At 60.7% G+C, this 25,279-nt stretch carries 30 protein-coding genes, 1 tRNA gene and 2 pseudogenes; 28 read left to right on the top strand and 5 right to left on the bottom strand.

The annotated features are described in order from the left end of the window. The first annotated feature begins 316 nt into the window (after positions 1 to 316). The 3 genes from HA46_RS07745 to HA46_RS07735 all read left to right on the top strand — a co-directional run bounded on the left by HA46_RS07745 (position 317) and on the right by HA46_RS07735 (position 4,209). Entirely contained in the window at positions 317 to 937 is a 621-nt protein-coding gene (locus HA46_RS07745) for a carbonic anhydrase (RefSeq protein ID WP_084883507.1), read from the top strand. A gap of 2 nt (positions 938 to 939) precedes the next feature. Then, positions 940 to 2,409, top strand: a complete 1,470-nt coding sequence (locus HA46_RS07740; RefSeq protein WP_143807601.1) for a SulP family inorganic anion transporter — start codon at positions 940 to 942, stop codon at positions 2,407 to 2,409. 372 nt (positions 2,410 to 2,781) lie between these two features. Then, positions 2,782 to 4,209 carry a GGDEF domain-containing protein gene (locus tag HA46_RS07735; protein ID WP_084883498.1) on the top strand — a complete coding sequence of 476 codons (1,428 nt, stop codon included), beginning with the start codon at positions 2,782 to 2,784 and terminating at the stop codon, positions 4,207 to 4,209. 20 nt (positions 4,210 to 4,229) lie between these two features. On the opposite strand, the gene ddlA is transcribed toward HA46_RS07735, so the two are convergent. From ddlA to HA46_RS07720, 3 genes are all read right to left on the bottom strand, one after another. Continuing rightward, positions 4,230 to 5,324, bottom strand: a complete 1,095-nt coding sequence (ddlA, locus tag HA46_RS07730) for a D-alanine--D-alanine ligase (protein ID WP_084883493.1) — start codon at positions 5,322 to 5,324, stop codon at positions 4,230 to 4,232. Between the two features lie 87 nt (positions 5,325 to 5,411). Then, complete coding sequence (locus tag HA46_RS07725; RefSeq protein ID WP_084883490.1) at positions 5,412 to 5,747, bottom strand: hypothetical protein; 336 nt, start codon at positions 5,745 to 5,747, stop codon at positions 5,412 to 5,414. Between the two features lie 37 nt (positions 5,748 to 5,784). Beyond that, positions 5,785 to 6,399 (bottom strand): phage repressor protein CI, encoded by a 615-nt coding sequence (locus tag HA46_RS07720; RefSeq protein WP_033792272.1) that lies wholly within the window; start codon positions 6,397 to 6,399, stop codon positions 5,785 to 5,787. A 329-nt stretch (positions 6,400 to 6,728) separates the two neighbouring features. Between HA46_RS07720 and HA46_RS07715 the strand changes: the two genes are divergently transcribed. The 25 genes and pseudogenes from HA46_RS07715 to HA46_RS07600 all read left to right on the top strand — a co-directional run bounded on the left by HA46_RS07715 (position 6,729) and on the right by HA46_RS07600 (position 23,680). Beyond that, positions 6,729 to 7,049 carry a hypothetical protein gene (locus tag HA46_RS07715; RefSeq protein ID WP_084883488.1) on the top strand — a complete coding sequence of 107 codons (321 nt, stop codon included), beginning with the start codon at positions 6,729 to 6,731 and terminating at the stop codon, positions 7,047 to 7,049. Positions 7,050 to 7,199: 150 nt separating this feature from the next. After that, on the top strand, positions 7,200 to 7,424 hold the full coding sequence (locus tag HA46_RS07710) for a TraR/DksA C4-type zinc finger protein (RefSeq protein WP_033792271.1): 225 nt from the start codon (positions 7,200 to 7,202) through the stop codon (positions 7,422 to 7,424). Beyond that, the gene (locus HA46_RS07705; RefSeq protein ID WP_084883485.1) at positions 7,424 to 9,394 is read left to right on the top strand and encodes a replication endonuclease; all 1,971 of its coding nucleotides are present in this window, start codon (positions 7,424 to 7,426) and stop codon (positions 9,392 to 9,394) included. Before HA46_RS07710 ends, HA46_RS07705 begins: the two co-directional genes overlap by 1 nt. Positions 9,395 to 9,560: 166 nt before the next feature. Next, complete coding sequence (locus HA46_RS07700) at positions 9,561 to 9,752, top strand: hypothetical protein (RefSeq protein ID WP_033755060.1); 192 nt, start codon at positions 9,561 to 9,563, stop codon at positions 9,750 to 9,752. 355 nt (positions 9,753 to 10,107) lie between these two features. Further along, positions 10,108 to 10,311 (top strand): tail protein X, encoded by a 204-nt coding sequence (locus tag HA46_RS07695; protein WP_033792270.1) that lies wholly within the window; start codon positions 10,108 to 10,110, stop codon positions 10,309 to 10,311. A gap of 2 nt (positions 10,312 to 10,313) precedes the next feature. Next, complete coding sequence (locus tag HA46_RS07690; protein ID WP_033755066.1) at positions 10,314 to 10,523, top strand: HP1 family phage holin; 210 nt, start codon at positions 10,314 to 10,316, stop codon at positions 10,521 to 10,523. Continuing rightward, positions 10,520 to 11,029: a lysozyme gene (locus tag HA46_RS07685; RefSeq protein WP_084883482.1), complete on the top strand. Its 510-nt coding sequence runs from the start codon at positions 10,520 to 10,522 to the stop codon at positions 11,027 to 11,029. Before HA46_RS07690 ends, HA46_RS07685 begins: the two co-directional genes overlap by 4 nt. Next, positions 11,026 to 11,376, top strand: a pseudogene (locus HA46_RS07680) (Rz-like lysis system protein LysB); the annotation flags it as partial. The gene HA46_RS07685 and the pseudogene HA46_RS07680, both read left to right, overlap by 4 nt. After that, positions 11,297 to 11,611, top strand: a pseudogene (gene lysC / locus HA46_RS21295) (Rz1-like lysis system protein LysC); the annotation flags it as partial. The pseudogenes HA46_RS07680 and lysC, both read left to right, overlap by 80 nt. Beyond that, complete coding sequence (locus tag HA46_RS07675) at positions 11,550 to 12,005, top strand: phage tail protein (protein WP_084883476.1); 456 nt, start codon at positions 11,550 to 11,552, stop codon at positions 12,003 to 12,005. The pseudogene lysC and the gene HA46_RS07675, both read left to right, overlap by 62 nt. Before the next feature lie 71 nt (positions 12,006 to 12,076). Further along, complete coding sequence (locus tag HA46_RS07670; RefSeq protein ID WP_084883473.1) at positions 12,077 to 12,667, top strand: phage baseplate assembly protein V; 591 nt, start codon at positions 12,077 to 12,079, stop codon at positions 12,665 to 12,667. Next, positions 12,667 to 13,014, top strand: a complete 348-nt coding sequence (locus HA46_RS07665; protein WP_084883470.1) for a GPW/gp25 family protein — start codon at positions 12,667 to 12,669, stop codon at positions 13,012 to 13,014. Before HA46_RS07670 ends, HA46_RS07665 begins: the two co-directional genes overlap by 1 nt. Positions 13,015 to 13,018: 4 nt before the next feature. Further along, entirely contained in the window at positions 13,019 to 13,927 is a 909-nt protein-coding gene (locus HA46_RS07660; protein ID WP_033792262.1) for a baseplate assembly protein, read from the top strand. Further along, the gene (locus tag HA46_RS07655) at positions 13,920 to 14,528 is read left to right on the top strand and encodes a phage tail protein I (protein WP_084883466.1); all 609 of its coding nucleotides are present in this window, start codon (positions 13,920 to 13,922) and stop codon (positions 14,526 to 14,528) included. Before HA46_RS07660 ends, HA46_RS07655 begins: the two co-directional genes overlap by 8 nt. Further along, complete coding sequence (locus HA46_RS21290) at positions 14,525 to 15,802, top strand: phage tail protein (RefSeq protein WP_244277512.1); 1,278 nt, start codon at positions 14,525 to 14,527, stop codon at positions 15,800 to 15,802. The genes HA46_RS07655 and HA46_RS21290 overlap by 4 nt, the downstream gene beginning before the upstream one ends. After that, positions 15,802 to 16,206: a tail fiber assembly protein gene (locus HA46_RS07645; protein ID WP_158086840.1), complete on the top strand. Its 405-nt coding sequence runs from the start codon at positions 15,802 to 15,804 to the stop codon at positions 16,204 to 16,206. The genes HA46_RS21290 and HA46_RS07645 overlap by 1 nt, the downstream gene beginning before the upstream one ends. A 129-nt stretch (positions 16,207 to 16,335) precedes the next feature. Next, positions 16,336 to 17,505, top strand: a complete 1,170-nt coding sequence (locus HA46_RS07640; RefSeq protein WP_084883459.1) for a phage tail sheath protein — start codon at positions 16,336 to 16,338, stop codon at positions 17,503 to 17,505. Positions 17,506 to 17,517: 12 nt separating this feature from the next. Further along, positions 17,518 to 18,027, top strand: a complete 510-nt coding sequence (locus HA46_RS07635) for a phage major tail tube protein (RefSeq protein ID WP_033792256.1) — start codon at positions 17,518 to 17,520, stop codon at positions 18,025 to 18,027. 51 nt (positions 18,028 to 18,078) lie between these two features. Beyond that, positions 18,079 to 18,375: a phage tail assembly protein gene (locus tag HA46_RS07630; protein ID WP_084883456.1), complete on the top strand. Its 297-nt coding sequence runs from the start codon at positions 18,079 to 18,081 to the stop codon at positions 18,373 to 18,375. 14 nt (positions 18,376 to 18,389) lie between these two features. Continuing rightward, on the top strand, positions 18,390 to 18,512 hold the full coding sequence (locus tag HA46_RS07625) for a GpE family phage tail protein (RefSeq protein WP_051563656.1): 123 nt from the start codon (positions 18,390 to 18,392) through the stop codon (positions 18,510 to 18,512). Beyond that, positions 18,505 to 20,964, top strand: coding sequence for a phage tail tape measure protein (locus HA46_RS07620; protein ID WP_084883453.1), 2,460 nt, complete (start codon positions 18,505 to 18,507; stop codon positions 20,962 to 20,964). Before HA46_RS07625 ends, HA46_RS07620 begins: the two co-directional genes overlap by 8 nt. After that, positions 20,961 to 21,425 (top strand): phage tail protein, encoded by a 465-nt coding sequence (locus HA46_RS07615; protein ID WP_084883449.1) that lies wholly within the window; start codon positions 20,961 to 20,963, stop codon positions 21,423 to 21,425. Before HA46_RS07620 ends, HA46_RS07615 begins: the two co-directional genes overlap by 4 nt. 14 nt (positions 21,426 to 21,439) lie before the next feature. Beyond that, positions 21,440 to 22,564, top strand: coding sequence for a contractile injection system protein, VgrG/Pvc8 family (locus HA46_RS07610; RefSeq protein WP_084883446.1), 1,125 nt, complete (start codon positions 21,440 to 21,442; stop codon positions 22,562 to 22,564). 75 nt (positions 22,565 to 22,639) lie between these two features. Continuing rightward, positions 22,640 to 22,849: an ogr/Delta-like zinc finger family protein gene (locus HA46_RS07605; protein WP_084883443.1), complete on the top strand. Its 210-nt coding sequence runs from the start codon at positions 22,640 to 22,642 to the stop codon at positions 22,847 to 22,849. 459 nt (positions 22,850 to 23,308) lie between these two features. Further along, on the top strand, positions 23,309 to 23,680 hold the full coding sequence (locus HA46_RS07600; RefSeq protein ID WP_084883439.1) for a hypothetical protein: 372 nt from the start codon (positions 23,309 to 23,311) through the stop codon (positions 23,678 to 23,680). Between the two features lie 411 nt (positions 23,681 to 24,091). On the opposite strand, the gene HA46_RS07590 is transcribed toward HA46_RS07600, so the two are convergent. Both HA46_RS07590 and HA46_RS07585 read right to left on the bottom strand, forming a co-directional pair. Next, a tRNA-Ile gene (locus HA46_RS07590) sits at positions 24,092 to 24,167 on the bottom strand. Positions 24,168 to 24,381: 214 nt separating this feature from the next. Beyond that, positions 24,382 to 25,191, bottom strand: coding sequence for an SDR family NAD(P)-dependent oxidoreductase (locus HA46_RS07585; protein ID WP_084883433.1), 810 nt, complete (start codon positions 25,189 to 25,191; stop codon positions 24,382 to 24,384). Between the last annotated feature and the right edge of the window lie 88 nt (positions 25,192 to 25,279).

Below are 25,279 nucleotides of genomic sequence, written 5' to 3'. Positions count from 1 at the left end.
GCGGAATTGGCTTTCAGTTAATAGGGATATTTTAATTTATTGATATTGTTATTTTTTAATTCTTTATCCCGCATCGCTTAAATCGCGCGTCTTTGAATAGCTTTACCTGAAATTTACCTCTGCTGAATTATTCCTTACAAAGAGCGGACTGCTCTGGCCTGGGAAAAAATTACGGATGCGTAATTAATCATAAACGTCTATAAACAATTTCTTTGATCAACTGCGTTATTTCCTGGACCGACGCCGGCTAACTGTGAGCCGGTTCACCGCCTTGTTCGCCTGAATATTCGATTCCCGGTTGTTGAGAGAGACGATTGTGACGACACTGAAACCTTTATTAGCGAAAAATCGCAGCTGGGCGCTCCAGCGCCGCGAGCGTAATCCTGACTATTTTGAAAAATACCTCCATCAACAAAAACCGCATTCACTCTGGATTGGCTGTTCAGACAGCCGCGTGCCGGCCGAAGTCCTGACCGGCTCGCATCCCGGCGAACTCTTCGTTCATCGCAATATCGCCAACATGGTGGTCGACGGCGACGACAACCTGATGAGCGTGCTGCAGTACGCCATCATCTATCTCGGCGTAAAACGCATCGTGCTGTGCGGCCACTACGGCTGCGGCGGCGTTCAGGCGGCAATTGACCTGCCGCAGAGCCCGCTGGCGCATGAAGACTCGGCGCTGGCGCGCCGTATCGCCGCGCTGCGTCAGGCATTAGGGGACGGACTGTCCGACGAGCCGCAGACCGCCGCGGAAAGGCTGAACCGGCTGGTAGAGGTCAACGTACTGGCGCAGTTCGCCTGTCTCGCCGCTGCCGCGCCGGTGCGCGACGCGTGGCGCGCGGGCCAGACATTAGATCTGTTCGGCTGCGTTTACGATCTGCAGTCGGGCCACCTTAAAGAGTTAATCCAGCAATCAGCAGAGGAATCTTCGCCATGAATGTGAATACGCTTCGTCAGGATATTCCTGCCGGCCTGGTGGTTTTTCTGGTGGCGCTGCCGCTTTGTCTGGGCATTGCGCAGGCGAGCGGGCTACCGCCGTTCGCCGGCCTGCTAACCGGGGTGATCGGCGGGCTGCTGGTCACCGCGCTTAGCCCGTCGCGCTTTGCCGTCAGCGGCCCGGCGGCGGGTCTGGTGACGATCGTCGTCGCCTCTGTCGAGACGCTCGGCAGCTTCAGCGCTTTCCTTACCGCGCTGGTGCTGGCCGGCCTGATGCAGTGCGGCCTGGGGCTGCTGCGCGCCGGCCGTTTTATCTCGCTGGTGCCGGGCAGCGTCATTAAGGGCATGCTGGCGGCTATCGGCATTTTGCTGATTATCCAGCAGATCCCGGTGGCGTTCGGTATCGAAGGCGATGCCGGTCTGGCCGGGTTCGCCAGCGGCGCCGCGACCTTTTCCGCGCCTGCGATGCTGGTCGCCGGCGGCAGTCTGGCGATCCTCTGGCTCTGGACCACGCCGCTGGTGAAAAAGGCGGGCGTGCTGGGCTGGATACCCGGTCCGCTGGTGGCGGTGCTGTTCGGCTGCGCCGCCACGGTATTCGGCGGACGGCTGATGCCGGAAATGGCGGCTCAGCTGTCGCGCATCGCGCTGCCGGAGTTCGATAGCCTCTCCGCGCTGGCGGCGCAGCTGGAGAGCCCGGCCTGGAACGCCTGGCAAAATCCGTCGGTCTGGGTCGTGGCGGTGACGCTGGCGCTGGTCGCGAGCCTGGAGACGCTGCTGAGCCAGGAGGCGCTGAAGAAGCTGCGCCCGCAGAATCCGCCGCCGTCGCCCAACCGCGAGATGTTCGCGCAGGGGATCGGCAATCTCAGCGCCGGCCTGCTGGGCGCCATGCCGATTACGGCGGTGATCGTGCGCAGTTCGGTGAACGTCAGCACCGGCGCGCAGACCAAGCTCTCGATACTGATCCACGGCGTGCTGCTGCTGATCTGCGGGCTCTGGTTTAGCGATATGCTGAACGCCATTCCGCTGGCCAGCCTGGCGGCGGTGCTGCTCTATACCGGCTATAAGCTGGCGACGCCGAGCCTGTTTGTGGAGCAGTTCCGCATGGGCGCGCAGCAGTACGTGCCGTTCCTCGCCACCATCGGCGGCATTATCCTGTTCGGCATGCTGATGGGCATCGGCATCGGCCTGGCGACGCAGATGCTTTACAGCCTCTACAAGAGCCATCGCAACGCGCTGCAGCTGACGCGCTATGACGATCACTATGTGCTGCGCTTTCAGCAGAATCTGACCTTTCTGCACAACCCGAAGCTGCAGGGGCTGCTGGCGGAGATCCCGGAGAACAGCGTGGTAATTGTGGATCACGATAACGCCGAGTATCTGGATCCTGACGTGAAGGCGGTGCTGAAGGATTTCGGCGACAACGCAGATAAGCGCGGCATTCGCCTCAGCCAGTGGCCCGTTGCGGTGAAGTAAAAGAAGGATTCGTCTGTTAGTCAGGCAGCTACGCGGGTGACATGGCCTGATCGCAAAGACGCAAAAGCGGCATCCCTGCCAGCTCGGCCCGCGACATCCCTGTCGCGGGACGCTTTGCTCTTCAGTCCATGTCACCCGCTAGTTCGACTAAGGCGTTGTCTGAAAAATCGGATATCTCGGATAGCCGATTTTTTTATTTAAGGCATAATCTCCGCGCCGTAAGCCAGACGGCGCAGCCCACATTGCGAGTAGCGCCGATCTCTGCCGTTTATTCACTGAATTGCCCGGGCGACAAATACGGTTTAATGGCGTACGGCGAAGGTCGGAGAAGGGCAGGGAGCGGAGAATTTACAGGCTACAGGGTTCAAACCTATGCGCGTTAAGCTGTTTGCAGAGCACAACACCACAATAAATCTCCTCTCGCTGTTTCTGATCACCCTGCTGTTTTGCTTTTTGGGCAGCCATCTGCGCGTGCCTGCGGAGCTTTCTCTTTTCTGGCCGGTAAACGCCATCGTCGCCGCCGTCATCGTTCGGCATCCCTGGCTGCACCGCATTCGCTACTATCTTGCCAGCTTCGCCGCCATGGTGGCGAACGACACGCTTTTCTCCGGCTGGGCGTGGCCTGCCGTGACGCTTAACGTCGCCAACCTGCTGTTTATCATTATCTCTGTCTCGATGCTGGTGAAGCACTATCTGCGCGACTCCGACCGCAGACAGATCAGCAACGCGCTGCGCATCTTTCCCGCCTGCCTGCTGGCCGCTTTCGCCTGCGCCACCTGGGGCGGGCTGGCGCAGGATTTTAGCTTCGACACCCGCTTCGCCACCGCCTGGGGCGACTGGTTCAGCGAACAGTTCTCTACCGGCCTGATGCTGCTGCCTTTCCTGCTGACGCGCAACTGGCGCGGCCTGTCGTTCGCCGCGCTGCTCTCGCCGGGCAAATGGCTGCCGTTGCTAAGCGTGGTGCTGTCGCTGGCGGTCGGGGCGATGATGGGCGGCGCCGGCAGCCTGACCTTCCCGGTTCCGGCGCTGATCTGGTGCGCCATCGTCTTGCCGATCCCGGTCACCAGCCTGGTGATCCTGCTGACCGGCATCAGCGAAATTGTGCTGGTATCGCACGGCGTAATGAACATTCAGGGCAACGATAATCTGCTGCATTTAAGCCATCTCACCTCGGCGCGCCTCGGCGTCGCCACCGTCGCCATCAGCCCGCTGATCGTCGCTGTCAGTATGGATGCGGTACGTCAGCTTAATCAGCGGCTCGCGCTGCGCGCCAACTACGATTTTCTTACGCAGCTGCTGTCGCGCTCGGGGCTCTATGAAAGCCTTAAAGAGGAGCCGTTCTCGGCGCAGCGCAGCGTCGGGGTCATTCTGCTGGATGTCGACTATTTCAAAGCCATCAACGACAACTTCGGGCATGACGCTGGCGACGGCGTACTGGAGGAGATAGCGCTGCGCATGCAGCAAGTGGTGGGCAAGCAGGGGCGCATTTGCCGTTTCGGCGGGGAGGAGTTCGCCATCGTGCTGTTCGACGCGCGTCCCGAGCGGCTCTACCAGCTGGCGGAGGCGGTGCGGCAGGCGATCGGCAAAGAGAAGTTCTGGCTGCAGGGCAACACCGTGACCGTCACCGTCAGCCTGGGGCTGGCGCAGGGCAAAGCGGGCGAAGAGCGCGACTGGCACAGCCTGGTCAACCAGCTGATCTCCGCCGCGGATAAAAACCTCTATCTCTCCAAGCGCAACGGGCGCAACCAGACCACGCCCGCCTTCAGAACCCTTGCGCTGGCCACCAGCGACGTGGCGTAACGCGCCACGTCGCCTCGCCTCTACACGCTGCTTTTCAGCTGGCTGGTTTGCTGATGGCGCTCGAGCGCCAGCTCGATCAGGCGGGTAATCAGATCGCGATAGCTGAGTCCCGCCGCCTGCCACAGCTTGGGATACATGCTGATATTGGTGAAGCCGGGCAGGGTATTCACCTCGTTGACGATAATCTCGCCCGCTTCCGTCAGGAAAACGTCGACGCGCGCCATTCCGCTGCACTCCAGCGCCTGAAACGCCTTAATCGCCACGGCGCGGATCGCTTCGCTGCGCGCATCGTCGATAGCGGCAGGCACCTGCGTCTGCGCGCCGGTTTCGCTGATATATTTGGTCTCGTAGGAGTAGAAGGCGTCGTGCACCACCACTTCGCCGCACGGGCTCGCCTGCGGATCGTCGTTGCCCAGCACCGCACACTCGATCTCGCGGCCTTTGATGCCGGTTTCAATCAGCACCTTGCGATCGAAGGTAAAGGCGAGGTCCAGCGCGCGGTCGAACTCCTCGACGCGGTCGACTTTGCTGACGCCCACTGAAGATCCCTGATTGGCCGGTTTGATAAACAGCGGCAGGCCGAGCTGCGCGACAATCTCCGCCGCCTGAATACGCGACCGCTGCGCCTGCGTGACGCTAATCCAGGGCGCGACCTGCAGCCCGGCGTCGCGCAGCAGACGTTTAGTGAAATCTTTGTCCATGCTGACCGCCGAGCCGAGCACGCCAGAGCCGACAAAAGGCAGCGACGCCATGCGCAGCAAGCCCTGCAGCGATCCATCTTCGCCGAGCGTGCCGTGCACGATGGGGAAAATCACATCGAGCTGCGACAGCGCATGACCGCTCTGGCGGGCGATGACCTGCTGCTGCGACGCGCCCGGCACCAGCGCCACGCTTTCGCCTGCGCGGTTAAGCGCGATCAGCGCCGGATCCTGCGCGTTAATCAGAAAGTCAGAGGCGTCGTTCAAATGCCACTGACCCTGTTTATCAATGCCTAACAGCACCGCCTCAAAACGCGTTTTATCGATCGCATCAAGGATATTTTTAGCCGACTGTAACGATACTTCGTGCTCGGCCGATTTGCCGCCGAACACAATGCCTACCCGCAGTTTTGTCATTAGAGCTTGCCTGAAAAGATGTTGCGAAACCCACAAGATAACACGCGGATTTCGCGCTGTAACGGCGTGGCGCAGCCTGGCGTCGGCTTAATTCAACGCGTCCGAGAGCAGGGCGCGGCACTGGGCGGCGTCGGCGCTGGCCTGCGCCTTTTGCCCGTCGCTCAGCGTCTGCCAGGCGTCCGCCACGTGCTGGCCCAGGCGCGGCTGGAAGTGGATTTTTTGCAGCGCGTAGTCGGAGTTGCCGCCTTCGATAACCGTGCGCATATCCGCCACAAAGCGGCGGCTATCGTCATGGTGAATCGCGCAGAACACCGAGATGTACCAGGCCTCATCCTCTTTGCTGTAGTGCGGCGTCAGCCAGTACCAAGCGGCGGCTACGCAGAGGAGGAGAAGGGGAATGAGAATGTTAAGTCTGAATCGCATGTATCGGTTCGGTCCGCCGAGGCGAAGCGCGGCTCCTTTAAATTAATGTCATGACGACGATGCCGGTGGCGGAGATCTCGTTCAGCGCGCATTCAAATTCGGCGTCGCCGCCGCTGATTCTGACCCGGCCGCCAGGCAGGCGAGAGAGATTGCGCAGGCTGGCCATGCCCTCAATATCCAGCAGCCATTTGCCGTCCACCACCGCCTTAAAGCTGCGGTTAACGATGTACTGCTGCTCGCCTTCAATCACCGCCAGCAGATTGCTGTGGGGCGCCACCTTGTCCAGGAACAGCTTGCTCTCCAGAGTCACAAAATCGACAGGCGCGAGTTCACCATTTGTTAACTTTACCCGTTCGATATCGGTAAGACTCTTCATCGGGTGGCTTTCGCTGCCTTTTTCGGCCGCCTGCGCCTGCACCGCGCTGGGCGGATTGCCCTGGCCATAGAGGATCCAGTTCAGTTCGGCATCGGTATCGATAAGGCACTGCACCACCAGGTCTGCCGGGAAAGCGTCTCTTTTATAACGCATTGCCAGGTTGCTCGAAGAGAGGCCGACATGCTCCGCATACTGCGACTTCTGTTTAAACCCATAGGCCTGAATCAACCTGTCGAGGATAGCCCCGCCGCTCCCGTTAAAATTAGTGACTAACATTTTTGAGCTTCCTCTTGTGTTACTAACATATTTGAATTAGCATCACTTCGTTGTGAATGTTATCGCATATAACTGACATTACGTTAACTGGAGATGATGCCTTATGAGGCCTGATATTACAAATGCCATAGCTGCGCTCCTTTTATTACGAATTGGCGTAAAACGTCCCGTTTCAGCGCTCTTTATTCAAGTAGCGCGCCTGTTGCCTGCGTTTTACGCCGGGCCCAGCGCATCGGCTAAAGCGACGCGCGGCAAGCAAAGCGCGCCAGGGCGCGCGACAAAAACGCCCATTTCTTTTTCTGTTAACTTTAAGCCGGCCTGATTCACTTATGATGAATAGCCACTCTGAGCCTGCGCCGGCCATGAGCTTCGACGAGTTCCGCAAAAGCTGGCGGCGAATGCGGAGCGACAGCCGTAATCCGGCGCTGGTCGCCTTTAACCGGCAGAACGAGGAATTTAAGTTCTGCGTCCTGACGCTGGCGAACCGGGAAAGGCCGGGAAGCTTCCGGCTACAGGAGGTCGGCGACGCTTTTGAATCCTTCGATGAGCCCCGCCGCGCGCTGATTATTGCCGCCATGAACAAAATGGTGCGCTGGGGCAGGCTGCTGCCGCGTCCCTTTTCCGACGCCGATCGGTATCTGTCTGAATAACTGACCTTAACCGCAAATCGATGACGTCAACCCGTCGGGCTCCCCTTTGCCCGCATTCAGGAGAGAGAAGATGAAATACCCTAATCACTACGCCGGGCTGTGTCGCTATGAAGCGCAGCGCTACCGCGATAAATCGCAGGAGCTGCGCTGATGGTCGACAGCATGGACATTGAACAGCAGCGTCAGGCGGAGCAGCTGGCGCTCGATATCGCCGCCGTGACGCAGCGGCCGAAAGGCGTTAGCGCCTTTTTTTGCGAGGCGTGCGACAGCGCGATCTCCGAGGCGCGTCGCCGCGCCGTTGGCGGCGTCTCCCGCTGCGTCGCCTGTCAGGAGATCGCCGAGCTGCGCGGCCGTCACTACAGGGGCGGCCGTTAATGCCGCGCGTCTTCTGGCCGTGGAACGCGCCGCGTCAGGCGATCGCCTCGCCTTATCCTACGCACGCCGCGATGCAGCAGCGCAGTCGCGAGCTGGCGGCGCTGTCGCAGGCGTGGATATCGCTGGAGCAACAGCCGTCGCTGGTGCAGCGCGCTGTCAGGCTGCGTCACGGCCAGCTCACGCGCGAGCGCGGCCCGGCCAGCGCCGCATCTTATTTGACGACCACCTTTGCCGGGCGCCTGCTGCCGCGCGTGGAGCGGGTCAACGCGCAGTATCGGCTCGGCGCGATGCGTCGCGGCGTGGCCGCGCGGCTGAGCGGCCACGCCGCCCAGGAAAAAGGCGCCGCGGCGGCGGCAGGCGCGCTGTGGGAGCTGATGCGCCGCTTTAACCAGCTGCCCGATATGGCGCGCGCCGATGTCGATCGGCTGGCGGGCGATATCGCCAGCTTTATTTTCGCCGAGCTGGTGCAGCTGCACGCGCAGAATCGCGGCGAATCGGACTGGCGCTACAGCCACGACCTCTATCTGACCGCCGCGACCCTTACCCGCGAGTTCGGCCAGACGCCGCCGCTGTGGCAGAAGGTCACTACGCGCCTCTTCGCGCCGGAGGAGGTGACGCCGGCGATTATGCGCATGCAGGGAGAGACGTGGTGGAAAGGTCGGCTGCGCCGCATCGCCGACGCCTGGCGCGAACATCTGCAGATTGCGCTGGCGCAGGTCAGCAAAACGCGTTCGCCCTACGCCAGCCGCGCGACCATTGCCGAATGGCGCGAACAGAAGCGCCGCACCCGCGACTTTTTGCAGAGCATGGAGCTGGAAGACGAAGAGGGCAACCGCATCAGCCTGATCGACAAGCATGACGGCAGCGTCGCCAACCCGGCTATCCGCCGCTGCGAGCTGATGACGCGCATTCGCGGCTTTGAAACCATCTGCCATGAGATGGGCTATGTCGGCGAGTTCTGCACGCTGACCGCACCGGCGCGCTATCACGCTACGCTCGGCAGCGGCCGGCACAACCCGAAATGGCGCGGCGCCAGCCCGGCGGAGACGCAGCGCTACCTCTGTCAGCTCTGGCAAAAAGTTCGCGCCAGGCTGCACCGCGAGCAGATCCGTCTGTTCGGCATTCGCGTCGTCGAACCCCACCATGACGGCACGCCGCACTGGCATCTGCTGCTGTTTATGCGCCCCCAGCAGGCCGCGCAGGTGCGCCATATCCTGACGGAGTACGCCTTCCAGCAGGACAGCGAAGAGCTGATCAGCGAAAAAGCGCGCAAGGCGCGTTTTCACACCACCGCCATCGATCCGCAAAAGGGCAGCGCCACCGGCTACATCGCGAAATATATTGCCAAAAATATCGACGGCTACGCGCTCGACGGCGAGCGGGACAGCGAGAGCGGCGAGCCGCTGCGCGACTGCGCCGCCGCGGTTTCCGCCTGGGCAGGACGCTGGCATATCCGTCAGTTTCAGTTTGTCGGCGGCGCGCCGGTGACCGTCTGGCGCGAGCTGCGCCGTCTGACCGACGGCGAAGGGCTGCGCAGGCTGGGCGACGAGCTGGCCGACGCGCGCGCGGCGGCGGACAGCGGCGACTGGGCCGCCTACGTCAACGCCCAGGGCGGCCCCTTCGTGCGTCGCGATGAGCTGGCGGTGCGCGTCTGGTACCAACAGGCCGAAGAGCGCAACAGCTGGGGCGAAGAGATTACGCGCATTAAAGGTGTCTACCTCAGCGCCACGGGCGACGAGAAACCGCTGCTGACCCGGCTGGTGAACTGGAAGCTGGTGCCGAAGCGTAAAGCGGAGGCTGAAAAGGCCGAGCAAAGCGCATCAGCTTGGAGTTCTGTCATTAACTGTACGCGGATGGCGCGGTTGCCAGGCGTATTAGCGCGGTTGAATCATTGGCCGGAACCGGCGGTGAAAAAAAGGGTGAAACCGGCTGGCGATGGCGCTTTATACAGCCAAAATACGCCGCCCTGACGCGCTTTTCCCGCCTTTTTTACGCATTTGGCTTAGGGGTTAACGCGACAAAAAAGTTTCTATATCAATAGCCTAAAGGCAGGCGGTTCAGATCTTAATTTTCTTTATATCAGATTGCATGCTGTGCTACTGTATAGATATACAGTTATAAAATGGGGGAGGGAAAGTGGATACTGATTTACAAGAACAGGTAATGCTTGAGCGCGTCGAGCTCATTGCACGTCTGACCACTGAAGGAGTTTGCAGGGAACGCGACCGGGAAGTGGCCCTCGCTCTCATCGCCGAGATTGCAGGCGACATGATGATAAAAAACAAGGAATTTGCCGTTTCGTTCTCCGCGATACCCACCAATAAATAACAATGCAGGTATAGCGATGAGAGGCGACGGCCCGACGCATCATAAGCGGCAGATCCCACATCTTTCCCCTTGACGCTTGCGCCGTCCGACGACGGCGGAACGGAAGCAGTAACGGCACCCTCGGGTGCCGTTTTTTTTGCGCCGCGATCCGGCTGTTTGCCCATATTCCAGCGGGCGTGCCGGCGTTGAGCCGTCGTCTCGCAGCGAGGAGACTGGCTATGCCGGATAGCGCGCAAGCGCCGCCGCACTTAACGGCCCGATCCCGGGTCTGCCGACACCACCTCCAGCGGGGAACAACAACAGTGACGCACTATTTTAGCGTGCCCGTCCGCGGGTCCGATGGGGAGCTATCGCCATGAATATCTACGCGCTCCAGGGCGATACGGTCGATGAGATCTGCTATCGCTACTACGGCCGCACGCAGCAGGCGGTCGAACAGGTTTACGCCGCCAATCCTGGCCTCGCCGAGCGCGGCGCCCTCCTGCCGCACGGCTGCGCGCTGACGCTGCCCGAACTGCCAGACGCGGCCACCGGCGAAACCGTGAATCTGTGGGACTGAAGATGGAAAAAACCAGTTCGCTGATTAACTACCTGGTCAGCCTGTTTCTGATGTGGCTGGGCCGCCACACCATCCAGGATATCGCTTTTCTGGTCGGCTCCGGCGTGGCGGTCATTACCCTGATCGTCAACGTGGCGACCTTTTTCATCAACTGGCACTACCGCCGCAAAACCTATGAGCTCCAGCGCCGGCGCGCAGGGAGGCTATCGTGAGCCAGACCGCGAAGCGCTGCGCCGTGGTCGCCGTGCTGGCGATCGCCGCGCTGCTGCCGCAGTTTCAGACCCTGAAAATCTCCGCCGGCGGTTTGCAGCTGCTGGCCGACGCGGAAGGCTGCCGCACCTCGCCCTATCAGTGCAGCGCCGGCGTCTGGACCAACGGCATCGGCCATACCGCAGGCGTGACGCCGCAGAGCGTCGTCAGCGAACGCCAGGCGGCGGTCAATCTGGTCGACGACCTGATACGCGTCGAGCGCCGGCTCTCTCTCTGCGTGACGGCGGCGATGCCGCAGCCGGTCTGGGACGCGCTGGCGAGCTTCGCCTTTAACGTCGGCGCCGGCGCCGCCTGCCGCTCGACCCTGGCCAGCGACCTCAATCAGCAGCGCTGGCGCGCGGCGTGCGACCAGCTGCCGCGCTGGATCTACGTTAACGGCGTGAAAAGCGCCGGGCTGGCGCAGCGGCGCGAGCGGGAGCGCGCCTGGTGCCTGCGAGGCGTCCCATGACGCGTCTCCTTCTTACGCTGCTGGCGGCGCTGCTGCTGGCGCTCGCCTTCACCGGCTGGCGCGGCGCGCAGGTCGGGGCGCAATTACGCGAGGCGCAGCGCGCCGGCGCCGCGCTCTCCGCCGATCTCGCCAGCCGCGATCGGACCATCGCCCGCCTCAATCGCGAGGCGCAGGCGAACAGCAAACGCGAGGCGGCGCTGCGTCAGCAGCAGAGTCAGGCCAGTCGTCTCGCCCTCAACCGTGAAGTGCATATAGCGAGGGAAACCGATGAAAACCAGGCGTTACGCGAGTGGTCTGCTGCCGCTCTGCCTGACGATCTTATCCGGCTGCACAGCCGTCCCGCCTTCGACAACGCCCGCGATTATCTGGGCTGGCTGTCCGCGCGTGAACAGCTGTCCAGTGCCGGGCAACAGCCTGCGAACGCAGGGCGATCTGGCGGCAGATAACCGTCAGCTAGAGGCTGCGCTCGCGTCTTGCGGGCTGCAGATTGAAACCATTAAAGCGTGTCAGGAGCAACAGGATGCAGAAACCTCAACAGCTACGCGCGGCGCTGAGCCGCAGCGTGCCGCTGCTACAGCAAAACCCGGAGCGGCTGACCATGACGATCGCCGCCGGAACGGTGGTGGCGACCAGCGCGCCGTCGCTCTCTTTTGAATATCGCTACCGGCTGGAATTAACCCTTGCCGAGGTTGAGCAGGATATCGAGGCGGTCATCGTGCCGCTGCTCGCCTGGCTGCAGGATAACCAGCCGGAGATGCTGGGCAACGCCGAGAAACGACGCAGCGATTTCACCTTCGCCATCGACGCCGCCGGCGCGCTCAGCATCGGCCTGCAGCTGACCGAGCGCGTGCTGGTCACGCAGCAGGAGAGCGCGGTGCAGGTCACCTTTCCCGGCGAGCCGACGCCGCCCGCGAACGACAACGCGCCGCTGCAGCTCTGGGTACAGGGCGCGCTGGTCAGCGAGTGGCAGCGCTAAAGCTGTTCTGTCATCTCTCAGCGGTCGGCGTCGCGTTGCTGGCCGCATGCACCGGAGGTAACACTAGCGACATGAACGAACATATCAGCGAAATCCTGCGCCTGCTGCGCAACCTTATCCGCATCGGCACCGTCTCGGCGGTGGATCCGCAGAGCGGGCGCTGCCGCGTCCGCAGCGGCGACAATGAAACCGGCTGGCTGCCGTGGCTCAGCGCCCGCGCCGGACGCTCTCGCGCCTGGAGCGCGCCCTCGATCGGCGAGCAGGTGCTGCTGCTGAGCCTGGGCGGCGAGCTGAATACCGGCTTTATCCTGCCGGGCATCTTCTCCGACAGCCATCCTGCGCCTTCCGCCTCGCCTGATGCGCTGCACTGGGCGTTTCCCGACGGCGCGGTTATCGAGTACGAACCGCAGAACGGCGCGCTCAGGGCGAGCGGCATTCAGACCGCGCGCCTCCAGGCGGCGACCAGCATCCTGCTCGACGCGCCGCTGGTGGAGTGCAGCGCGAAGCTGAAAACCGCCACGCTGGAGCTGACCAGCGGCGGCACGCTGCAGGGCAACGTGACCCACAGCGGCGGCAGCCTGAGCTCTAACGGCATCGTGGTGGACCTCCATCAGCATGGCGGCGTGAAGTCGGGCGGCGATCTGTCGGGAGGACCGCAGTAATGGCTGAAAAATATATCGGGATGAGCCGCGACAGCGGCGCCGCGCTGGCGGATCTGGAGCATATCCGCCAGTCGGTGCGCGATATTTTGACCACGCCGCTCGGCTCCAGAGTCATGCGGCGCCGCTACGGCTCGCTGCTGTCGGCGCTGATCGACCAGCCGCAAAACCCGGCGCTGCGCCTGCAAATCCTGTCCGCCTGCTATATGGCGCTGTTGCAGTGGGAGCCGCGCATTCAGCTGAGCGCTATCAGCTATGAGGCGTCGTACGACGGCGGCATGACGGTAGAGCTAACCGGCAGCCGCAGCGATACGGCGCAAGCATTTTCCCTGACCATTCCCGTGAGCTGAACCTATGGCAACCATTGACCTGAGCCAGCTGCCTGCGCCCGACGTGGTGGAGGCGCTGGATTATGAAACCCTGCTGGCCGAGCGCAAGGCGACGCTGATTTCCCTCTATCCGCCCGAGCAGCAGGCGGCGATAGCCCGCACGCTGGCGCTGGAGTCGGAGCCGCTGGTGAAGCTGCTGCAAGAGAACGCCTACCGCGAGCTGATTCTGCGCCAGCGCGTCAACGAGGCGGCGAAAGCCAATATGGTCGCCTGGGCGACCGGCGCCGATCTCGACCAGCTGGGCGCCAACAACGGCGTGACCCGGCTGACGCTGAGGGCGGCGGACAACAGCACGCTGCCGCCGACCGCGGCGGTGATGGAGAGCGACGACAACTTCCGCATGCGCATCGCCGCCGCGTTCGAAGGACTGAGCGTGGCGGGGCCGAGCGGCGCCTACGAGTATCACGCCAAAAGCGCCGATGGGCGCATAGCGGACGTTTCCGCCACCAGCCCGGCGCCGGCGGAGGTGGCGATCACCGTGCTGAGCCGCGAGGGCGACGGCACCGCGCCTGCCGATCTGCTGGCGATCGTGGCCAACGCGCTTAACGATGAGGATGTGCGTCCGGTGGCCGATCGCGTTCGGGTGCAGGCGGCCGCTATCGTCAGCTACCGCGTCGACGCGACGCTGTTTCTCTATCCCGGCCCGGAAGCGGAGCCGATCCGCGCCGCCGCCGAGGCGAAGCTGCTCGCCTTTATCAACGCGCAGTCGCGGCTGGGGCGCGATATCCGCCAGTCGGCGCTCTACGCCGCGCTGCATGTGGAGGGCGTGCAGCGCGTCGAGCTGGCGCAGCCGACGGCCGATGTGGTGCTGGATAAAACCCAGGCCGCCTGGTGCAGCGGCTACAGCATCAGGGTAGGAGGTTCCGATGAGTGATCGGCTGCTGCCGACCGGCTCCTCGCCGCTCGAGGTCGCCGCCGCTCAGGCGTGCGCCGATATCGAGGCGATGCCGGTGCCGCTGCGCCAGCTATGGAACGCGCAGACCTGTCCGGTGACGCTGCTGCCTTATCTCGCCTGGGCCTGGTCGGTCGACCGCTGGGACAGCGGTTGGAGCGAGTCCACTAAGCGCAGCGTCGTGGCCGCCTCGGAGTATGTGCACCGGCATAAAGGCACCATCGGTTCGCTGCGGCGCATCGTCGAGCCGCTCGGCTATCTGATCCGCATTATCGAGTGGTGGAAAACCGGCGACGCGCCGGGCACCTTTCGCCTCGACGTCGGCGTGCTCGATACCGGCATTACCGAGGAGATGTACAACGAGCTGGAGCGGCTGATCGCCGATGCGAAGCCGTGCAGTCGACATCTGATCGGCCTTTCGATCAATCTCGATTCGAGCGGGACGCTGCCGGTAGCGGCCGCCAGCTACAGCGGCGACGAGCTAACGGTTTATCCCTACACCCCTGAAATCATCACCGTGAACGGGCCTGGCTACACCGGCTCAGCGGTACATTTAATTGACCTGACGGAAGTGCGCACATGACAACAAAATATTATGCCCTGCTGACCAATCAGGGCGCGGCCAGGCTGGCGAACGCCACGGCGCTCGGCGCTAAGCTGCAGATCACCGAAATGGCGGTAGGCGACGGCGGCGGCGCGCTGCCGACGCCGGATGCCTCGCAGACGAAGCTTATCGGCGAGAAACGGCGCGCGGCGCTGAATTCGCTAAGCGTCGATGCGGCCAACAGCAGCCAGATTATCGCCGAGCAGATTATTCCCGAGAACGAAGGCGGCTTCTGGATCCGCGAAATCGGCCTGTTTGACGCCGACGGCGAGATGATTGCCGTCGCCAACTGCGCCGAGACCTATAAGCCGCAGCTGCAGGAGGGCAGCGGCCGCACGCAGACGGTGCGCATGATTATCATCGTCAACAGCGCCGCGTCAGTGACGCTCAAGATCGACCCGTCGGTGGTGCTGGCGACGCGCCAGTATGTGGACGACGGGGTAATTGAGGCGAAGCAATATGCAGATAAGGGCATCGCTGATCATGTCGCGGCGGCGAACCCGCATCAGCAGTATCTGCAGATTGCGAACGCATTAAATGAAATTAAAGATGCTGCGCTGGTATCGAAATTGCTGCAAAACCTCAATCTTATAGATTCTGATGGATACGCAGGACGATTAATTGGCGTTCGTATTATTACTTCTTCTCAAGTTTATAGTGCGAGTACAGGTACAAAAGCAGTGATTGTTGAGGCAGTAGGCGGAGGCGGTGGTGGTGGTGGGACATTCACAACTACTGTGGAGGGGGAAAAAGCTCTTTCAGCTGGAGGCGGTGCCGGAGGTTATGGAAAATCTCGATACATGGCCGGATTTAATAATGTGAATGTCACTATTGGCGTTGGCGGAGTTGGAGGTCCGCCTGACAAAAATACAACGGGTGGAAATGGCGGGGATACCTCATTTGGTTCGCTAATGGTCTGTAGAGGAGGAGCGGGCGGCACTTTTTGTACACCTTGGCCGTACCCTATTCATACTTCTGGTGCGCCATCTGGTAGCGTTAGTGGAGCTAACTTGTATGCTTATGTGCCTAACCATGGCGCACCCGGCTACTATGCCAGGAATGGCTGGCTTTCTGGCGCAGGGGCAAGCTCGCCGTTTGGCTTTGGTGGAATGCAGGTCGGAGGAACGTCTGCTGGAATTAATGCTTCCGGCTATGGTTCTGGAGGTAGCGGAGCGTCAACGGCCAATCTTATAGCTGGTCAGAAAGGTGGTGCGGGTAGTCAGGGTTTGGTAATTGTATGGGAGTATGCTTAATGGCTGAACATTATGCAGTTATCGACAGCAATGGCAAAATTCAAAACATCGTGTTATGGGATGGGAAAAGTAATTGGTTGCCTCAAGAAGGACTAAAGGTTATTGCATGCAATAAAGATGAGTGCATGATTGGTGGAACTTATATTAACGGAACTTTTTTGCTGCCTGATTTCGAACCTTATACTTCTGAAGAATTGCTAGAACAGAAGGTATGCAAAAAAAATAAACTTTTGGATGATGCTGCGACAAGAATAGCTATTTTGCAGGATGCAGTATCACTTGAAATGGCAACAGAAGATGAGCGCGCTTCACTTATTGAACTGCAAAGGTATCGAGTACTTCTCAATCGAATAGATGTATCATCTACAGTAGATATTAGCTGGCCAGTTATGCCTGCTTCATAATTAAAATCCCCGCCTTGCGGGGATTTTTTTATCGCTCCATGTTCACTCATCCCTCACCAAACCGCAACCGCATGATTTCTCTCAGCTGACCTGACAATCTGACTCCACCCTCAACACGGAGTGCATCAGATGTCTGATTATCATCACGGTGTACGCGTTGTCGAAATCAATGACGGCACGCGCACCATTTCTACCGTATCCACCGCCGTAGTCGGCCTGGTCTGCACCGCAGCCGACGCAGACGCCGCGGCTTTCCCGCTCAACACCCCGGTGCTGCTGACCAACGTGCAGGCCGCCATCGCCAAAGCCGGCAGCAAAGGCACGCTGGCGGCATCGCTGCAGGCGATTGCCGACCAGTCGAAACCGGTTACCGTCGTGGTACGCGTTGCCGAAGGCGAGACCCCCGAAGCGACCACCTCCAATATCATCGGCACCACCGACGAAAACGGCCAGTACACCGGCATGAAGGCGCTGCTGACGGCGCAAACGCAGCTCGACGTTAAGCCGCGCATTCTCGCCGTACCGGGCCTCGACTCGCAGGAAGTGGCGACCGCGCTGGCGAGTATCGCGCAGCAGCTGCGCGCCTTCGCCTATGTGTCAGCCTGGAACTGCAAAACCATCAGCGACGCCATGAATTACCGCAAAAACTTCAGCCAGCGCGAGCTGATGGTGATATGGCCCGACTTCGTCGCCTGGAACACCGCGACCAACGCCGCCGAAACCGCCTATGCGACGGCGCGTGCGCTGGGCCTGCGCGCCAAAATCGACAACGACACCGGCTGGCATAAAACCCTGTCGAACGTCGGCGTCAACGGCGTCACCGGCATCTCCTCATCGGTCTTCTGGGATCTGCAACAGAGCGGCACAGACGCTGACCTGCTCAACGCGGCGGACGTCACCACGCTGATCCGCAAAGACGGCTTCCGCTTCTGGGGCAACCGCACCTGCAGCGACGATCCGCTTTTTCAGTTCGAGAACTACACCCGCACCGCGCAGGTGCTGGCTGACACCATGGCTGAAGCGCACATGTGGGCGGTAGACAAACCGCTGACGCCGGTGCTGGTGCGCGAGATCATCGCGGGCATCAACGCCAAATTCCGCGAGCTGGTCAGCGCCGGCTATCTGCTGGGCGCATCCGCCTGGTATGACGAAAGCGCCAACGACGCCGCTACCCTGAAGGCGGGCAAACTCTTTATCGACTACGACTACACGCCGGTGCCGCCGCTGGAAGATCTGACGCTGCGCCAGCGCATCACCGACACCTATCTGGCGAACTTCGCCGCATCCGTAAACAGCTAAGGAGCCGGATAAATGGCACTACCCCGTAAACTGAAAGGGCTGAACCTTTTCAACGATTCAAACAGCTATCAGGGCGTTGTCTCTTCCGTCACCCTGCCGAAACTTTCTCGCAAGCTGGACGCCTATCGCGGCGGCGGCATGAACGGCGCCGCCTTTATCGACAACGGTCTGGACGACGACGCGCTCGATATGGAGTGGACCATCGCCGGTATGGACGACCTGGTGCTGACGCAGTGGGGCGGTTCCGCCGTACCGCTGCGCTTCACCGGCTCCTACCAGCGTGACGACACCGGCGAAGAGATCGCGGTAGAGATTGAGGTGCGCGGCCGTCATCAGGCGTTCGACTTCGGCGAAGCCAAACAGGGCGAGGACACCGAAACCAAAATCACCACCAAAAACACCTACTTCAAACTCACCTGGAACGGTAAAGCGCTGATCGAGATCGACACCGTCAACATGGTCGAGAAGGTGAACGGCGACGATCGCCTTGCCCAGCGCCGTAAAAATCTCGGCCTGGCTTAACCCTGACGCCAGCGCCCGGCGCTGGCTTTTTCATCTGTATGAGAGAGAAACATGGAACAGCAAGAGAATATCGTTGAGCTGGAAACCCCGCTGAAACGCGGCGACGCGGCGATCGCGCAGGTTGAGCTGATTAGGCCGAGCGCCGGCTCGCTGCGCGGCGTGCGCCTCGCCGATCTCGCATCAAGCGACGTCGATGCGCTGCTGACGGTGCTGCCGCGCATCACGCTGCCTGCGCTGACCAAAGCGGAGTGCAACAGCCTTGACCCGGTGGATCTCATCGCGCTCGGCGGCAAGGTGATTGGTTTTTTGCAAGCGAAGTCGGCAGCGTTGACTGGCCCGGCGGACTGACGGTCAACGATCTGATGGCTGATATCGCCGCCATTTTTCACTGGCCCCTTTCTGATATGAACGATCTGCCGCTGGCCGAGCTGCTCGACTGGCGGCATAAAGCCCTGATCCGCAGCGGAGCAAATACGGATGAGTGAAGACCTCAAACTGCAGGCGCTGCTGAAGGCGGTTAATCAGGCGCTGCGCCCGCTACAGCGCCTCCAGAACGAAACGCAAAACGTCGCCAGTTCGATTGCCGAAACGCAGCGGAGCCTGGCGGCGCTGCAGGCGCAGTCGGCGAAAATCGACGGCTTTCGCGCCGCCAGCCGCCAGCTGAAAGACACGCAGCAGCAGCTCAAACAGGCGAAAGCGGAAACGGCGGCGCTGGCGCTGGCGATGCGCGCCAGCGGTCAACCTGCGGAGCAGCAGAGCCGCGCGCTGGAGAAGGCGCGTCAGCGTACCGCCGCGCTGCAGAGCCAGGCGCAGAGCCTGCGTCTGGCCGTGCAGCAGCAGCGCGCAAGCCTGAACGACGCGGGCATCTCCACGCGCAGCCTGAGCAGCGAGCAGCTGCGGCTGAAAGCGGCCGCGGCGCAGGCCAGCCAGCACCTTAACGGTCAGCAGCAGCAGCTAACGCGGCTGAACCAGCAGCAGGAGCGGCAGAACCAGACGGCGGAGCGCTACCGCAAAGGGCAGGCGCTGGCGGGCCAGATCCGCAGCGCCGGTGCTGCGGGCATCGGCCTGGCGAAAACGGGCTTTACCGCCGGCGCCGCGCTGCTGCGTCCCGGCTACGAGCTGGCGCGCGCCGATGCCGCGCTGCAGGCCAAAACCGGCCTGCAGAAAGGATCGCCGCAGGCCGTCGCGCTGGATAAACAGGCGCGCAGCCTTAGCGAGCAGACTGGCATTCCGGCGCAGGCGGTGGCGCAGACCCAGCTCGATATCGCCCAGGCGGGCGGGACGGTCGCCGATATCGTCTCCGCCACGCCGGTGACGCTGAACATGGCGCAGGTCAACAGCCACTCGGCGGAGGATAACGCCGGCCTGCTGATGGACGCGAAAAGCGCGTTCGGCCTCGACAGCGGCGATATCGCCCATCTTGGCGATGTGCTCAGCGCCACCCTCGACCAGACCGGCATGAAGTTTGAGGATCTGAGCAGCGCGCTGAGCAGCGTCGCGCCGGTGGCGAAAAGCGCCGGCGTCGGCGTTGAGCAGACCTCCGCCATGCTGGGGCTGCTGGCGCAAAATCACATTACAGGCGCGGCGGCGGGCGCAGAGATCGGCGCGATCCTGACGCGGCTGCAGACGCGCGAGGGCGAGGGCGCTATCGCCGCGCTCGGCGTGCCCACCCGCGACGAAAACGGCGACGCGCGGCAGATCCTGCCGCTGCTGAAAGATATTCAGGCCGCGTTCGCCAGCAAGGGGATGGACGCGGCGCAGCAGGCGGACGCGCTGAAGAGCATCGTCGGCGCGAAGGCGGCCTCGTCAGCCTCGCTGCTGACGCGGGGCGCCGCCAGCGGCGAACTGGAGACGCTCACCGCCTCGGTGCAGCACGCCGACGGCGGGACGGCGCGCATGGCGCAGGCGCAGCAGGACAGCCTCGGCGGGGATCTGCAAAAGCTCGACGCCTCGAAGGCGGCTATCGGCGTCGACCTCTTTGCCCCGCTTGAAGGCCCGCTGCGCACGCTGACGCAGGAGGCGACGCAGTTCCTGCAGACCATCGACCAGTGGCTGCAGGATAACCCGACGCTGGCGAGCGGCATCGCCACGGCGGCGGCGGTGGCGCTGACCTTTGTCGGCGCGCTGGGCGCTATCGGCATGGCGGTCTGGCCGGTGGTCAGCGGCGTCGGCGCCATTATGGCCGGAGTCGAGATCCTCGGCGGCCTGTTCACCGTGGTGGGCGGCGCGATCGTCACCGCCATCGGCGCCATCACGCTGCCGGTAGCGGCTATCGTCGCGGCCATCGTCGGCGGCGCGCTGCTGATCCGCCAGTACTGGGAACCCATCAGCGCCTTTATTAGCGGCGTCGCGCAGGGGTTTTCCGCCGCGATGGGGCCGATCGGCGACGCCTTTGCGCCGCTGCAGCCGGTGTTCGCCTGGGTGACAGACAAGATTAAGTTGGTATGGAACGGCTTTACGCAGCTGCTGGAGCCGGTAAAAGCGACGCAGGAGCAGCTGGCCGCCGCCGGCGATATGGGAAAAAGCTTCGGCAATATGCTCGCCGAGGCGCTAAAGATCCCCGGCCATGCGCTGGATCAGCTTACCAGCGGCATCGACTGGGTGCTGAACAAGCTCGGCATCGCCAGCAGTAAAAGCAAACAGCTGAAGGCGGATCTGCCGCCAGACGCGACGGCCGTCGAGAACGACGCCGCGCCCACCGCCAGCGGGCTGCAAAGTAACCTGCTGACCAGCGGCCCGAGCTATCGGCCGGTCGTCGCGCCCGCCGCAGGCGGCATGACGCAGCAGAACGCTTATACCAGCAATATCACGGTGAATGCGCCAGCCGGCATGGATGCTCATGAGATTGGGCGGGTTGTGCAGCAGCATTTAGATCAACAGCAGTTCGAGCAGCAAAACCGGCAGCGTAGCGCCATGACAGGAGGATTCTATCCATGATGATGATCTACGGCATGCTGCCCTTTATGCGGCAGACGCTGCCCTACAACCAGCTGATACACAGCAGCGGCTGGAACTGGGCCAGCAATAATCGCGTCGGCATGCGCCCCGCAGCGCAGTTTACCGGCAAAGGCAGCGACAAGATCTCCCTGAGCGGCGAGCTGCGCCCGGAGCTTACCGGCGGCCCGGTTAAGGCGCAGGCGTTTCAGCTGCTGGCCGACGAAGGGCGCGCCTGGCCGCTGATCGGCGGCGACGGCACCATCTACGGCATGTACGTCATCGAGAGCTTTAAGACGACGCACAGCGATTTCTACGCCGACGGGAGCGCGCGCGTCATTGCCTTTACCCTCGACCTGCTGCGCGTCGACGAGTCGCTGGTCTCGATGTTCGGCGACCTGAAAGCGCAGGGCAGCGCGCTGTGGGCGAAGGCGGAAGCGGCGACGGGAGGCTTCTCACTGTGAGTGAACTCGGCGCGATGGCGATTAAGGCGGGCAGCCGGCCGGCGCCCGATTTTATGCTGTGGATCGGCAGCAAGGATGTGACGCCCAATCTGCGCGATCGGCTGATCTCGCTGACGCTTAGCGATAATCGCGGCTTCGAAGCGGATACGCTGAACCTTACTCTGGACGACAGCGACGGTCTGCTGCAGCTGCCGCAGCGCGGCACGGTCGTGTCGCTGTTCCTGGGCTGGGCTGGCCAGCTGCACAACAAGGGCGACTATACGGTCGATCAGGTGAGCCACGGCGGCGCGCCCGATGTGCTGACCATTGTGGCGCGCAGCGTCGATTTTCGCGGGGAGCTGGGCAAGGCGCGCGACCTCTCTTACCATGACGCCACGCTGGGCGGCATCGTGACGCAGATTGCCCAGCGCTGCGGGCTGATTTTGCAGATGGCCGACGGGTTCGCCGGGATCAAGATCGATCATATCGATCAGACCCACGAAACCGATCCCAGCTTCGTCACCCGTCTGGCGCAACGCTATGGCGCGGTCGCGGTCATCAAAGCGGGACGGCTGCTTTTTTTGCGGCCCGGCAGCGGCCAGTTAGCCAGCGGCAGCGCCATACCCACGGTGGCGCTGACGCGCCAGGATGGCGATAAACACAATTTTACTGTTGCCGATCGCACCACTTATAGCGGCGTGCAGGCGCGATGGCTCTCAACAAAAGAGGCGAAAACGCATGTGGTGCAGATGCAGCGCAAGGCAAAGGCCGCGAACGAGGCTGCGGTCGCCCATCCTGATGCGCAAAGCGCGCCGCGGCTAACGGGTAAGCAGGAAGGAGATTATCTTTCCGGCGCGAAAGAGAGCCTGCTGGTGCTGCCGGACGTCTTCAACAGCGAAGAGGCGGCGATGCAGGCCGCTCAGGCGAAGTGGAGCGAGATACAGCGCGGCGCGGCTCACTTTACCTTTCAGCTGGCGACAGGACGCGCGGATCTCTATCCCGAAACCCCGGTCAGGGTCAGCGGCTTCAAAGCGGCGATTGACGCCAGCGCCTGGGTGATCAGTAAAGTGACGCACAATCTGAACGTGACCGAGGGGTTTACCACGACGCTGGAGCTGGAAAACGACATCACGGATGTGGAATATGTGAGGATTAACTAACAAATAGTTAATTAATTTGCTTTTTGTGAGTTAGTTGCGCGATAATGAGTGCGTCAACTACTGAGGAACTCACAAATGATGCATTGCCCGCTGTGTCAGAGCGCTGCCCATACGCGCAGTAGCCGTTACATCTCTAACGAGACCAAAGAGCGCTACAACCAGTGCCAGAACATCAACTGCAGCTGCACCTTTAAGACGCACGAGAGCGTGACCGGCATGATCGTGACGCCGGGTAAAATCGAGAAGGTAGCGACAGCGAAGAAGCAGCCTGAGGTTCGCGCCTGAGCGTTAGAGCTTTTGAAAAGCAAAGCCCGCGTAAGCGGGTTTTTTTATGGCGGCAGCGCCGCCTCTTGGAGTTCTGGCGATAAGTGTATGGGGGGGGCAGCCTTGGAGTAATTTTCAATAATTGAATCTTAAAAAAGATCTAATGGATGCATAACTTATTGTTATAGCAGTAAATAATTCTGAGTATGTGTTTTTGAATGGCTCTCTTTAAGATGAAGCTCTTAATGTTTTAATATTATAAATCAATATTTTATAACAATAACTGGCGAATAGAGGGGCTGAAATATGGTGCCAATAGAAATATTACTTCAGATTGGATATTCTCAACGTTGAACATTATTTGCTTACAAGGAAAACGTATGGACGCAAAGCAAATTGCACGTGGGATCGTGGATGATATTTCCAGTATGCCAGGCCTTATGCATCATGGAGTGATAAGAACGTGGCAGGGAAGCGGGCTTGCAGGCGGTGCTATTAGGGACAGAAACCAGCGAGAGACAGAGCGTTTTATCAGGCTTATCCGATCTGTGGGAAGTAAAGAAGAACCCATACGCCGTATCTGCTGTGGTTTATCGTGAATTTGTGCGTTTCAGCGTTTCAGTGCCCTTGAACGTATTGATGTGGCAGGGACTCGTTGAGGAAGCGGCTTTGGCTTCGAGACGTATGCAGCGAAATTATCCACAGACCTACTTTAGAGTTTCACCTCAAAATCTTAATATGGTCTATTTTCTTGTTGAAAATCAGCTGGAACCTTATATCAGATACATCAATAGCAATCCTGTGATATGTAAAGGCATTGGGAATGAACTCTGTAAAATCCTCTCTAAGTAAAATTGCTAGATTCGTTGGGATAGGTACAGCCCATATTCTTGCTGCCACTATCACAGGTGTTGCCTCAATCGCAGCGTTCCTTTCATTGTTCTTATTCGAAAGTGGACTGATAAAGCTGGTGGGTTTTATTGGATTTTTATTGCTTGGCTACCTACTGACTTTGGGGTTGGCTCTTCTGCGAGGGGAGCGTTAAAGTAATACACCTACTCTTCAATAGAACCACGAAAATCTTCTTGGTTTTTTTCCGAATTCTGAAAATCTTCTACGAGTGCTCCCGGTGGTAACAACTGATGCGCTCCCACGATGGAGGCAATTATTTTCATGAGGGGACGAAAAGGGGACATTGAGTACCAGAAACAAAAAAGACACGCTATAAGGCGTGGCTTAACTGAATGATTTAATAAAAAAATTTGGTGGCCCCTGCTGGGTTTGAACCAGCGACCAAGCGATTATGAGTCGCCTGCTCTAACCACTGAGCTAAGGGGCCAGCGGAGCGGGGATTATAATGTATCTGTTTAGAGCGATCCAGCACTCACTCGCCAGATGCTGAAAAAACGTCCAGTGCATGAGTGCTTGATTAAACTAAACATTTCCAGAACATGCGGCCCAATTTTACCTGTTCCATACAGAAAAGGCGGCCAGGCAAACCTGCCTTCGCCGCCTTTAAGCTGACTTATACCCACGCTCCCACCTGAAAAGCGTCAGGCATCAATCCCTCGCTCCCGATAGCGCGACGCCGACTGGCTCAGCGAAAGATAGGGCAGCATCGCGCCGCGCGCACGGTCATACTCCTGCCACAGCGCGATCTCCTCCAGCGCAGGAATAGTCACCGCTTCGCCCGCCTCCAGCCCCGCCAGCGCGGCATCCACCATCTCTTCCACTTCCATAATCATATCGGCCGGCAGCTCATCAATGGACTTGCCGGAGCGGTCGAAGATCTCTGTCCGCGTGGCGCCAGGCAGCACGGCCTGCACCTGCACGCCGCTGTTCTCCAGCTCGCGCTGCATCGAGCGGGTCAGCGTCAGCACAAAGGATTTGCTGCCGTTATAGGCGCCGTTGAACCTCTCATGCATCAGCGAGAGCACCGAGGCGACATTGATAATCACGCCGCGTCCGCGCGCGCGAAACGCATTGGCCGCCGCATGCGCCAGGCGGGTAGGGGCGATGATATTGAGCGTCAGCATGGTCTGAATACGCTCGATATCGGCATCGATAAACTCGCCGTCTACGCTCATGCCGGCGTTATTCGCCAGCAGGGTAATCGCCGTATTATCCCGCAGCTCCTGCTCGACGCGCTGCAGATCCTCCGCGTCGGTCAGATCGGCGCGCAGAATACGCGCCTCAATCTGATGCTGCTGTTGCAGCCTCTGCGCCAGCGTCTCCAGCCGCGCCTGGTCGCGCGCCACCAGGATCAGATCGTAGCCGCGCGCCGCGAGGCGTCGTGCGTAGGTGGCGCCGATGCCGCTGGATGCGCCGGTGATTAAAGCAAAGCCTTGCGATGATGCTGACATGGTAAACCTCTGTTGTATGATGGTTGTCATATTTGTAGTTAATATGACTACCGTCATATGTATCGTCAAGCTGGAATATGATGGTCGT

The sequence above is a fragment of the Pantoea septica genome (assembly GCF_002095575.1).
Classification (GTDB): Bacteria; Pseudomonadota; Gammaproteobacteria; order Enterobacterales; family Enterobacteriaceae; genus Pantoea; species Pantoea septica.
The sequence above is the reverse complement of the archived record's forward strand: the minus strand, read 5'-3'. Positions and strand labels throughout refer to the sequence as shown.